Annotated in this window: 10 protein-coding genes; 2 read left to right on the top strand and 8 right to left on the bottom strand. The window is 68.4% G+C overall.

What is annotated here, in order from left to right:
- Window positions 1-107: 107 nt before the first annotated feature.
- Both scpB and VF536_RS20945 read right to left on the bottom strand, forming a co-directional pair.
- Window positions 108-935 carry an SMC-Scp complex subunit ScpB gene (gene scpB, locus VF536_RS20950; protein ID WP_414710423.1) on the bottom strand — a complete coding sequence of 276 codons (828 nt, stop codon included), beginning with the start codon at window positions 933-935 and terminating at the stop codon, window positions 108-110.
- 331 nt (window positions 936-1,266) lie between these two features.
- A complete protein-coding gene (locus VF536_RS20945; RefSeq protein ID WP_331616810.1) occupies window positions 1,267-2,346 on the bottom strand; it encodes an RluA family pseudouridine synthase in 1,080 nt (359 codons plus the stop codon).
- A 142-nt stretch (window positions 2,347-2,488) separates the two neighbouring features.
- On the opposite strand from VF536_RS20945, the gene VF536_RS20940 reads away from it, so the two are divergent.
- The gene (locus tag VF536_RS20940; RefSeq protein ID WP_331616811.1) at window positions 2,489-3,271 is read left to right on the top strand and encodes an outer membrane protein assembly factor BamD; all 783 of its coding nucleotides are present in this window, start codon (window positions 2,489-2,491) and stop codon (window positions 3,269-3,271) included.
- Window positions 3,272-3,356: 85 nt separating this feature from the next.
- On the opposite strand, the gene VF536_RS20935 is transcribed toward VF536_RS20940, so the two are convergent.
- Window positions 3,357-5,489 (bottom strand): ATP-dependent DNA helicase, encoded by a 2,133-nt coding sequence (locus tag VF536_RS20935; RefSeq protein ID WP_331616809.1) that lies wholly within the window; start codon window positions 5,487-5,489, stop codon window positions 3,357-3,359.
- Window positions 5,476-5,769, bottom strand: a complete 294-nt coding sequence (locus tag VF536_RS20930) for a YdcH family protein (protein WP_331616808.1) — start codon at window positions 5,767-5,769, stop codon at window positions 5,476-5,478. Before VF536_RS20930 ends, VF536_RS20935 begins: the two co-directional genes overlap by 14 nt.
- A gap of 52 nt (window positions 5,770-5,821) precedes the next feature.
- Here VF536_RS20930 and VF536_RS20925 point away from each other — a divergent pair, with 52 nt between their 5' ends.
- Window positions 5,822-6,589 carry a PP2C family protein-serine/threonine phosphatase gene (locus tag VF536_RS20925; RefSeq protein ID WP_331616807.1) on the top strand — a complete coding sequence of 256 codons (768 nt, stop codon included), beginning with the start codon at window positions 5,822-5,824 and terminating at the stop codon, window positions 6,587-6,589.
- Here VF536_RS20925 and VF536_RS20920 read toward each other — a convergent pair whose 3' ends face one another.
- The 4 genes from VF536_RS20920 to odhB all read right to left on the bottom strand — a co-directional run.
- On the bottom strand, window positions 6,590-7,258 hold the full coding sequence (locus VF536_RS20920) for a hypothetical protein (RefSeq protein ID WP_331616806.1): 669 nt from the start codon (window positions 7,256-7,258) through the stop codon (window positions 6,590-6,592).
- 86 nt (window positions 7,259-7,344) lie between these two features.
- Window positions 7,345-8,445, bottom strand: a complete 1,101-nt coding sequence (gene zapE, locus VF536_RS20915) for a cell division protein ZapE (protein WP_331616805.1) — start codon at window positions 8,443-8,445, stop codon at window positions 7,345-7,347.
- 114 nt (window positions 8,446-8,559) lie between these two features.
- Complete coding sequence (lpdA, locus tag VF536_RS20910; protein WP_331616804.1) at window positions 8,560-9,987, bottom strand: dihydrolipoyl dehydrogenase; 1,428 nt, start codon at window positions 9,985-9,987, stop codon at window positions 8,560-8,562.
- A gap of 18 nt (window positions 9,988-10,005) precedes the next feature.
- Window positions 10,006-10,781, bottom strand: a 776-nt coding sequence (odhB, locus tag VF536_RS20905; RefSeq protein WP_331616803.1) for a 2-oxoglutarate dehydrogenase complex dihydrolipoyllysine-residue succinyltransferase, incomplete at its 5' end; no start/stop codon positions are given.

The raw sequence follows: 10,781 nt of genomic DNA, 5'->3' as shown, positions 1-10,781 counted from the left end.
GGCCGGGTCGGTCGTCAGCGTCTCGGGCTTGGAATCGTCGATATCGTTGGAATTCATGTGTCGGCTTGCACCTTGTCAGCGGTGGACACGGCCCCTTCCCGGGGCGCTCAAGTGGGCTCGGGGTTGACAGCCCCAGCCTGTGGTTCTTCACCCGGTTCGCGCGTGGCGACCGGCTTGGATTCGTCTTCAGTGGCGGCGTCCGAAGGTTCGGGCGTCGCCGGGTTCGTTTCAGCAGCCTCGGCAGTCTCTGCCGTCTCCGGGACTCCCGCCGCGTCAGCAGCTTCTGCCGCCTCGACGGTTTCCGCAGCCTCCGAAGCTTCTGCGGCTTCCGCGGGCTCAGCCGGCTCGATCTCGACCACCACATCGCCGGGCGGCTCCTCGAGCAGCGAGGCCTGCAGCGCCCCGGCGATCGGCGTCGGGTCGCCGCCCTGGATCAAGGCCGGCAGCTGCTCCAGCGAATGCAGCCCCAGGTCGTCCAGGAAATGCTTCGTCGTCGCATACAGCGCCGGCCGCCCCGGCGCCTCGCGATGCCCGATGACCTCGATCCAGTCGCGGTCCTCGAGCTGCTTGATGATGGGCGTCGCCACCACCACGCCGCGGATGTCCTCGATGTCGCCCCGGGTCACCGGTTGACGGTAGGCGATGATCGCCAGCGTCTCCAGCACCGCCCGGGAATACTTCGGCGGCTTCTCCGGATGCAGGCGGTCCAGGTGCTCGCGCATCTCGGGCCGGCTCTGGAAGCGCCAGCCGGAGGACAAGGCCACCAGTTCGACGCCCCGCCCTTCCCATTCGCGCAGCAGCTCGTCGAGCAGCGACCGCACGCTGTCGCCGTTGAGCTCGTCCGCGAACAGCGAGCGCATGTCACGCAGCGTCAGCGGCGCCTGCGCACAGAGCAGCGCCGTCTCCAGGACACGCTTTGCCTCCTGCGTATTCATCGGATCAGCATCGGATCAGCATGCGCTCAGCATGGGCTCAATTCATGATGCCGGCCTCGGGACCGGTCAAATCGGTGTGTGTCGCCATCTTGGGCGCCGACAGCGGCAACGGGCCGCGCCGGACGGGTTCGATCTGCTTGCTTGGGAGCTCTGTGCTCCAACGGCCGCCGCTCAGTGGGTGGATCCGGCCGGTCAGTGGGTGCCGCATCAGTGCGCGGCCTGCGCTGCGAACGGGGTCAACTGCCAGCCCGTCGCCGCCTTGCGCACGTTCTTCACGTGGGTGTCAGCGCAAGTAATGGCACGCATTGTAGCGCGAGCGCGCGCACTCCTCTCAGAACGCCGGATCGGGCAAACCCGCGACGCGCCAACCCGACGCCAGGTCGCCTGGCAGCGAGGCTTCGAAGCGCATCGCATCGCCGGTGATCGGATGCGCAAAGCTGAGCCGCGCCGCATGCAGCGCCTGGCGCGCCACGCCCAGCGCCTCAGCGCCGCCGTAGAGCGCGTCAGACACCAGCGCATGCCCGCGATGCGCGGCGTGGACGCGGATCTGGTGCGTTCGACCTGAATGGAGCACGCAGTGCAGCGCGGAGACCGTCCGGCTCAGGCCGCGCGCGTCCTGCCACTCGCCCTCGGCCAGCTTGAAGAAGTCGGTGCGCGCCGGCTTGCCGCCGCCGATCACGGCCATCCGCGTGCGCGACTGCGGATCGCGGCCGATCGGGGCCTCGACGATCCACTCGTCGGGCGTGCGGCCGTGCACCAGCGCGAGGTACTCGCGATGCACCTCGCGCGCCGCGATCATCCGCACCAGCGCGGTGACCGCCGGCAGCGTCTTGCCGACGACCATCAGCCCCGAGGTGTCCTTGTCCAGCCGGTGCACGATGCCCGCGCGCGGCAGCGTCGCCGCCTTGGCATGGTGGGCCAGCACCCCGTTCATCAAGGTGCCGGACCAGTTGCCCGCCGCCGGATGGACGACCAGACCGGCCGGCTTGTTCACTGCCAGCAGATGCTCGTCCTCGAAGACGATGTCAAGGTCGAGCGGCTCCGCGCGGAAGGCCAGCGCCTCCTCGGTCGGGACCAGGTCGACGACCAGCGTCTGCCCGAGCCGGGGCTTGCGCGACGCGTGGGTGACGCGCTGCCCGTCGAGCGTGACGCAGCCGCGCTCAATGAGCGTCTGCAGGTGGCTGCGCGAGAACTCCGGCGCGAGTTGCACCAGCCATTTGTCCAGGCGCAGCGCGATCTCGTCGCGACCGGCCTCGGCGCTGCGGCGTTCGGGGACGTCGGCACCGACGTCCTGGGTGTCCTGGGCGTCCTCGAGGCTTTCGGGGAGGGCAACCGGCACCAGCGACCCGTCCGGTTTCTCACCCGGGTAAAGCCCGTCCTGCGCCGCCGGGTCGTGACCGACCTGAACCATATAATCGCCGCTCCAATTTCAGATGAGGGCCGCCGTGGCGCGCGCCCTGTGGACCATGATCGAGACTCGGGTGTTGCGCCGCCGGACCGCGGATTCTTCTGAAGTGTCCGGCTCCTGGCGCGCCGCGTGGCGCAGCGTGGCGATGACCGCCGCGGCTGCCGCCGTGCTGGGGCTGGCCGCCTGTTCCTCGCCCCCCAAGGAGGACCCGAATTCCCAGGCCAACCTGGAGAAATTGTACGCAGAGGCCAAGGAGGACATGCTCTCCGGCTCCTACGACCGGGCGATCAAGACGCTGGAACGCATCGAAGGCCGCGCCGCGGGCACGACGCTGGGCCAGCAGGCGCAGCTCGATCTGGCCTGGGCGAACTACAAGAGCGGCGAGCGCGTGCAGGCCGTGACGGTGCTGGACCGCTTCATCAAGCTCAACCCGTCGAGCCCGGCGCTGGACTACGCGCTGTACATGAAGGGCCTGGTCAACTTCAACGACGACCTCGGCCTGTTCGGCCGCATCGCCCGCCAGGACATCAGCGAACGCGACCAGCAGGCCGCGCGCGATTCGATGCAGGCGTTCAAGCAGCTGGTCGAGCAGTTCCCGGAATCGAAGTACTCCGAGGACGCCCGCATCCGTGTCGACTACATCACCAACAGCCTCGCGGCCTACGAGGTGCATGTGGCGCGCTACTACTACAACCGCGGTGCCTTCCTGGCGTCGGCGAACCGTGGCCAGGCCGCGCTGATGGAGTTCCAGAACGCCCCGGCACTGGAAGAGGCGCTGTTCCTGATGGTGCAGAGCTATGACAAGCTCGGCCTGGAACAGCTGCGCGACGACAGCCGCCGCGTGCTGCAGTCGAGCTTCCCGGACAGCTCGTACCTCACGACGGGCAAGGCCAAACCGAAAGATCGCGCCTGGTGGCAGATCTGGTAAGCCACCGCGCCGCCTCAGAATGAACGAAGCCCGCTCTTGAGCGGGCTTCTTCGTTTCCGGACGTAGCGCGTCGAACGCGCCGGACTCACTCGTCGTGCGACGCCTTGAGTTCGGCGAGCCACGCCTGCGCCGTCGTCTCGTCCGGCACCTGCGTCATCGGCGGCAGCGCTTCGCGCAGGCGCTTGCCGTAGTGCGAGCCCGCCAGACGCGGATCGCAGACGACCAGCAGGCCACGATCCGTCTCGGTCCGGATGAGCCGTCCCGCGCCCTGCTTCAGCGAGATCGCCGCTTCAGCGACGAAGTACTCCATGAACGGGTTGCGCCCCTCGGACTCCAGCCTCGCCACGCGCGCCTCGACCAGCGGATCGTTCGGTGGCGGGAACGGCAGCTTGTCGATCAGCACGCACTGCAGCGCGTCGCCGGGCACGTCGATGCCTTCCCAGAAACTCGCCGAGCCGACCAGCACCGACGCCGGCTGGTCGACGAACTGCTGCAGCAGTTGCCGCTTCGGCATCGTGCCCTGGACCAGCACCTCGATGCGGTGACCGCCCTCCTCGAAACGCTGGCGCAGCACGTCCGCGACGGTCTGCAGTTGCCGCAGCGTCGTCGTCAGGATGAAGGTGCGTCCGCCGAGCCGCGCCGCCAGGCGCGCGCCCAGCCAGCCCACCGATTCCCCGTGGTCGGGCTCGGAGGGCTTGGGGAAATGCTTGGGCACATAGAGCCGCGCGTGCGACGCGTAGTCGAACGGGCTGCCGACGCGCAGCGTGCGCGCCTGACCGAGTCCGGCGGGTTCGGTGAACCAGGTCAGCGCGTCATCCTCGCCCAGCGTCGCCGAGGTGAACACCCAGGCCTTGGGCGTGCTGGCGAGCGCTTCCTGCATCGCTTCGCGGATGTCCAGCGGCGACTCCATCAAGCGGACCTGGTGCGTGCCGACGTCGACCCAGCGCACCGCACCGGGATCCGGCGGACGCGCGAACAGCTGCGCCGTCTTGTAGAGCTCGACCGCGCGCTCGTGCAGCCGCACGAGGTCCGGGCCGACTTCCATCACCGTCGCCAGGGCGTCCACGCTGAGCTCGATCGCCTGCGTGACCTGCATCAGCGCTTCCTCGAAATCGGCGCGGCCCGAACATTCGCTCCAGCGCAGCTTGAGCACGCCGCGCAGCTCACGTCCGCCGGCGCAGGCCAGTCGCAGGGCACGTGCTGCGCGCTCGACGCCGCCGGAGATCGCCTGCCACTCCTGCAACCCGCGCGCATGCGCCAAGCCCTGCGCCAGCATGTCGCGCCCGAAGTCGAACAACTGCGCGCTGCCCAGCAGGCGACCGAGGAAGTTCAGCCCCGCCTCGGGCAGTTGATGGGCCTCGTCGAAGATCGCGACTTCGACGCTGGGCAGCAGTTCCGCGACGCCGCTGTCGCGCAGCACCAGGTCGGCAAAGAACAGGTGATGGTTCACCACGACGAGGTCCGCCTCCATCGCCTCGCGCCGCGCCTTGACGACGTGGCAATCGCGGTAGGACGGGCAGTCGGTGCCCAGGCAGTTGTCGCGCGTGGAGCTGACGATGGGGATCACCGGCGAACGCTCGTCCATGCCGTCGATCTCGGCGAAGTCGCCGGTATGGGTCGTCATCGCCCAGCGCTCGATGCGCGCGAGCTGCGCGACCGCACGCCGATCCGGCAGCTCCGCACTGTGGCGCGCCTGCTGCAGCCGATGCAAGCAGAGGTAACTCCCCCGCCCCTTCAGCAGCGCGGCGCGCAGCGGCAGCGCGAAGGTGTCCAGCAAGCGCGGCAGGTCGCGCATGAAGAGCTGATCCTGCAAGCTCTTCGTCGCGGTGCTGATCAGCGTGCGACCGCCGCTGAGCAGCGCCGGCACCAGATACGCGAAGGTCTTGCCGACGCCGGTGCCGGCTTCGACGACCAGCGTGTCACGGCCGGCGATCGCCTGCGCGACGGCCAGCGCCATGCGCTGCTGGGGCTCGCGCGGAGCGTAGCCGGGGCCATGTCGTGACAGCGGGCCGCCCGTGTCGAACGCGGCGATCACCGACTGTTCGAGCTCGCCCGGGCGCAATTCCTCGGCCGCCGCGCGGGCGCGCGAGGCCGCCAGCGCCGGCGAGACCTCGGCCGCGCCCCACGGGGCCTCAGCCATCAGGTAGTCGGTCGAATCCTCGGTGGAGTGGTCGCTCGAGTCGTTGATGGCGGGATCGTGACGTTCAGGCCGGCTCATCAGGATCGCTGGCCCGTTCGAGCCGCGCGATCTCGTCGCGCAGTGCCAGGCGTTGCTTCTTCAGCCGGCGCAGCGTCAGCTCGTCCACGGGCGGCGCGACCAACCCGCCACCGGTCGTCGGGGCGGCCGTGACCGCGATGACCGCCGTGACCGGACTGATGTCCACGACGGTGTCGGCACGCAGGACGCCCATCAAGGCGTCGATACGGCCGTCCAACTCCGCATGGGCGATGCGAAGTTCGATCAGACGGCGCGCGGGAGAGTGAAGTTGTTCATCCATAAACGGGGAACCACCCGACCGGGAAGCCGAGCCGCACGATTATAGTTTTGGGATGAGTCGCAACATCCCAGGCTATCGCCTCAGCGCCGCCACCGGCATCCATCGCGGCGATCGTCTGTACCAGCAGGATCAGGTCCAGGTCATCGCCCATCCCAGACAGAGCGGCTGCGTCCTCGGCATCGTCGCCGACGGCATGGGCGGCAAGAGCGGCGGCCGCAAGGCCGCCGACCAGGTCATCCTCACCGCCCAGCAGCTGTTCGAACGCTTCGTCCCCGGCGAGGAAGACGAATCCGACCTGCTGCGCCAGATCGTCTCGGAATCCCACCTGATGATCCGCCTGACGGCGATCTCGGCCGAGGAGGAACCGCACAGCACGCTCGCGGCCTATCTGCTGACGTCCGACCGCCGCTGCTACTGGATCCACACCGGCGACTCCCGCATCTACCACTTCCGCGGTCCCAACATGGTGACGCGCTCGCTGGACCAGTCCTATGTGCAGCGCCTGGTCGACGAGGGCCAGATCACCGAGGACGAGGCGCTGGTCCATCCGCAGTCCAACCTGCTGACCGCCTGCCTGGGCACGGTGCAGGAGCCGACGCCGGTCGAGTCCTTCATCGAGCACCTGGAGCACGGCGACACGCTGATGTGCTGCAGCGACGGCCTGTGGCACTATTTCTCGCCGGCCGAGCTCGGCACGGTGATGCACAGCCTGCCGCCGCGCGACGGCGCCGAGCTGCTGGTCAACAAGGCGCGCCAGCGCGCCAAGGGCACCGGCGACAACCTGTCGCTGGCGATCGTGCGGGTGGATCCGCTCGAATAATCAAGGTCTGGGCAGCGCGCGGATGTCGGACGCCGACGGCGTCGGCAGATGGGCCGCGGGCGGCTTGGGGTTCTTGCCCACGGGCGCGGACGCGGCCGAAGCCGCCTTCTCCGCCGACCGCACCTGCTGTTCGCCGGCCTTGCGCTGGCGGTCCAGCGCCTTCTGACGGCGCTCGGCGGCAGCCTCGCGACGCAGGGCGGCATCGGCCTTCGCCTCGGCATCCAGCTTCGCCTCGCGACGCTGATGCAGCTCGGGATTCGCGCGTGGTGTCCGTGCGCCGGGCACCACCGGCGCAGACGCGGGCTGGGTGGCCTCGCGCACCGATTCCGTCTTGCGCCGGGCCTCGTCCTTGGCTGCCTCGCGCTCGTTCTGCTGGACGCGCTCGCGCGCGGCGGCGCCGCGGCGCTGGCGCTCCTCGGCATTGACCTGGTGTTCCGCGTGATCCAGCGGCCGCAGCTGGCGCACGCGCTCCTCCCGGGCGTCCTCCAGGCAGCCGGTGACGACGAAACGCTGGTTGCACTCGCGCACCTTGGCCTGGTAGGTCTGTTCGATGCGGGCACGGGCGGCGCCGATCTCGGCACGGGTCATCTCCGCCGCGCAGACGGCTGTCGAGACGGCCGCGCCCGACAGTGCCAGCGGCAGGAGAACAAGGACGGAGCGGGAAGTCATGGCCGTGATCATCGCATCCGGCGACACCCGTTCCAGTGACACGCCGGCCCGTGACTTCCCTACACCCCAATCGGAGGGAAGCTCCCTCAGGTCAGCCGCGTGTCGACGTCGCGACGTTCCAGTTCGAGGTATTCCTTCGACTGCATCTCCTGCAGCCGCGACACGGTGCGCGGGAACTCGTGCGCCAGCGGGCCCTCGGTGTACAGCTGCTCCGCCGGCACGGCCGCGGAGATGATCAGCTTCACGCGCCGGTCGTACAGCACGTCCACGAGCAGCGTGAAGCGGCGCGCCTCGCTGGCCAGGCGCGGCGGCATCGCCGGCACGTTGGACAGGATGATCGTGTGGAACTGCGTCGCCAGCTCGAGGTAGTCGTTCTGAGAGCGCGGTCCGCCGCACAGCTCGGCGAAGTCGAACCACACCACCCCGCCGGCGCGGCGGCGGGAGCGGATCTCGCGGTGCTCGATGTGCAGCACCGGGTCTTCGTCGCGCGCCTCGGCGAGCGACTCGAAGGCGGTCGTCAGCGCCTGCTCGGTCTGCTCGTTCAGCGGCGTGTGATACAGCTCGACATGCTCCAGCGAGCGCTGCCGGTAGTCGGTGCCGTTGTCGACGTTGATGACTTCGAGGTTCTGCTTCAGCAGCTCGATGGCCGGCAGGATGCGGTCGCGGTGCAGCCCGTTCGGGTAGAGCCCGTCGGGATGGAAGTTGGACGTGGTCACGATGGACACGCGGTTCTTGAACAGCGCGTCCAGCAGCCGGTACAGGATCATCGCGTCGGTGACGTCGGCGACGTGGAACTCGTCGAAGCAGATCAGCCGGAAGCGCCGCGCGATGCGCTTGCCGAGCTCATCCAGCGGATCCTGGATGCCCTTGAGCTCCTGCAGCTCGCGGTGCACCTCGCGCATGAACTCGTGGAAGTGGAGCCGGGTCTTGCGCGTCAACGGCACGGCCTGGAAGAAGCAGTCCATCAGGAAACTCTTGCCGCGACCCACCCCGCCGAACATGTACACGCCGCGCGGCAGCGGCGGCCGCACCAGGAACTTGGTCACCGCGTTGGAGCGCCGCGCCTTGTAGTCGGCCCATTCGTCCTGGCAGCGCTGCAGCGAGGCGACCGCGCGCAGCTGCGCCGCGTCGGCGGTGTAGCCGCGTTCGGCCAGGGTCTGGTGGTAGAGCTCGGTGACGGTGGTCATGCGATGGTCGTGCGGGCGGCGTTCATCTCAACACGGGAACGGGAATGGACAAGAAAAAAGGGGCGACTCGTCGCCGCCCCTTGTTCACGCATCCGATGCGCTTCGAGCCGGAGCTCAGAAGTTCAGCGTGCGCTTGTCGATGGCCAGGGCCGCTTCCTTGGTCGCTTCGCTCAGCGACGGGTGCGCGTGGCAGATGCGGGCGATGTCCTCGGCCGAGGCCTTGAACTCCATCGCGACCACGGACTCGGCGATCAGCTCCGAGGCCATCGGGCCGATGATGTGCACGCCCAGGATCTCGTCGGTCTTGGCGTCGGCCAGGAACTTGACGAAGCCGGTCGTGTCGCCCAGCGCGCGGGCGCGGCCGTTGGCCAGGAACGGGAACTGGCCCGCCTTGTAGGCCACGCCGTCCGCCTTCAGTTGCTGCTCGGTCTTGCCGACCCACGCGATCTCGGGGCTGGTGTAGATCACCCACGGGATGGTGTTGAAGTTGACGTGACCGTGCTGGCCGGCGATGCGCTCGGCCACGGCAACGCCTTCTTCCTCGGCCTTGTGCGCCAGCATCGGGCCGCGCACGACGTCGCCGATGGCCCAGACGCCCGGGAGGTTGGTCTTGCACTCGTCATCGACGATGACGGCACCGCGCTCATCGAGCTTCAGGCCGACGGCTTCGGGGTTCAGGCCGATGGTGTTGGCGGTCCGGCCGATCGAAACGATCAGCTTGTCCACCGCCAGCGTCTGCTCGCCGCCCTTGGCGTCCGTGTACTTCACGGAGACGCCGTCCTTGCCGTTCTCGACCGCCGTGATCTTCACGCCCAGTTCGATGTTCAGGCCCTGCTTCTTGAAGACCTTGGCGGCTTCCTTGGCGACGGACTCGTCGGCGGCGCCCAGGAAGGCGGGCAGCGCTTCCAGGATCGTCACTTCGGAACCCAGGCGGCGCCACACCGAGCCCATTTCCAGGCCGATGACGCCGGAGCCGATCACGCCCAGCTTCTTCGGCACGGCCGGGATGCGCAGCGCGCCGTCGTTGGACAGGATGTTGGTCTCGTCGAACGGGGCACCCGGCAGCTGGCGGGCGTTGGAGCCGGTGGCGACGATCACGTGCTTGGCCGTGATGGTCTCTTCAGCCGCGCCGGCGACCTTCAGCTCGTACGCGCCGTCCTTCGCCGCCACGAACGAGCCGCGGCCATGGAAGAAGGTGACCTTGTTCTTCTTGAACAGGTACTGCACGCCGTCGTTGTTCTGCTTCACGACGGCGTCCTTGCGACCGACCATCTTGGCGATGTCGATCTTCAGGTCGTTCATCGAGATGCCGTGGTCGGCGAAGCCGTGGCCGGCGTGCTCGAAGTGCTCGCTGGACTGCAGCAGGGCCTTGGACGGGATACAGCCGACGTTGGTGCAGGTGCCGCCGAGGGCGGGACCGCCCTTGTCGTTCTTCCACTCGTCGATGCAGGCCGTGTTGAAGCCCAGCTGCGCCGCGCGGATCGCCGCGATGTAGCCGCCGGGGCCGCCGCCGATGACGACGACGTCGAATTGCTTGCTCATGTCGTGATCGTCCTTGGCTTAGATGTCGAAGAGGAGGCGAGCCGGATCTTCCAGCGCGTCCTTCATGGCGACCAGGCCCAGCACGGCTTCACGGCCGTCGATGATGCGGTGGTCGTAGGACATCGCCAGGTAGTTGATCGGACGGATCACGATCTGGCCGTTCTCGACGACGGCGCGGTCCTTGGTCGCGTGCACGCCCAGGATGGCCGACTGCGGCGGGTTGATGATCGGGGTCGACAGCATCGAGCCGAAGGTGCCGCCGTTGGAGATCGAGAAGGTGCCGCCGGTCATCTCTTCGATGCCGAGCTTGCCTTCCTGGGCCTTCTTGCCGAACTCGGCGATCTTCTTCTCGATGTCGGCGAAGCTCATCTGGTCCGCGTTGCGCAGGATGGGCACGACCAGGCCGCGCGGCGAGCCGACGGCGATGCCGATGTCGAAGTAGCCGTGGTAGACGATGTCGTTGCCGTCGACCGAGGCGTTCAGCACCGGGTACTTCTTCAGCGCGTGCACGGCGGCCTTCACGAAGAAGCTCATGAAGCCCAGCTTCGTGCCGTGTTCCTTGGTGAAGCTGTCCTGGAACTTCTTGCGCAGCTCCATCACCGGGGCCATGTTCACTTCGTTGAACGTGGTCAGGATGGCGTTGGTCGACTGCGATTGCAGCAGGCGCTCGGCGATGCGGGCGCGCAGGCGGCTCATCGGCACGCGCTGTTCCGGACGCTCGCCCAGGTCGGGCGCGCCGGCCGGTGCAGCGCCTTGCGGCAGAGCAGGCTTGGCGGCCGGTGCCGCGATGGTTT

It is taken from the genome of Roseateles sp., assembly GCF_036486225.1.
Classification (GTDB): Bacteria; Pseudomonadota; Gammaproteobacteria; order Burkholderiales; family Burkholderiaceae_C; genus Roseateles.
This window is presented reverse-complemented; position numbering and strand designations above follow the sequence as displayed.

Bases quoted from the DNA above. Each gene is read 5' to 3' on its own strand.
- VF536_RS20930 (WP_331616808.1), bottom strand. From the start codon at position 5,769: ATGGATGAACAACTTCACTCTCCCGCGCGCCGTCTGATCGAACTTCGC.
- VF536_RS20925 (WP_331616807.1), top strand. From the start codon at position 5,822: ATGAGTCGCAACATCCCAGGCTATCGCCTCAGCGCCGCCACCGGCATC.
- VF536_RS20935 (WP_331616809.1), bottom strand. From the start codon at position 5,489: ATGAGCCGGCCTGAACGTCACGATCCCGCCATCAACGACTCGAGCGAC.
- scpB (WP_414710423.1), bottom strand. From the start codon at position 935: ATGAATACGCAGGAGGCAAAGCGTGTCCTGGAGACGGCGCTGCTCTGT.
- lpdA (WP_331616804.1), bottom strand. From the start codon at position 9,987: ATGAGCAAGCAATTCGACGTCGTCGTCATCGGCGGCGGCCCCGGCGGC.
- VF536_RS20940 (WP_331616811.1), top strand. From the start codon at position 2,489: ATGACCGCCGCGGCTGCCGCCGTGCTGGGGCTGGCCGCCTGTTCCTCG.
- VF536_RS20920 (WP_331616806.1), bottom strand. From the start codon at position 7,258: ATGACTTCCCGCTCCGTCCTTGTTCTCCTGCCGCTGGCACTGTCGGGC.
- zapE (WP_331616805.1), bottom strand. From the start codon at position 8,445: ATGACCACCGTCACCGAGCTCTACCACCAGACCCTGGCCGAACGCGGC.
- VF536_RS20945 (WP_331616810.1), bottom strand. From the start codon at position 2,346: ATGGTTCAGGTCGGTCACGACCCGGCGGCGCAGGACGGGCTTTACCCG.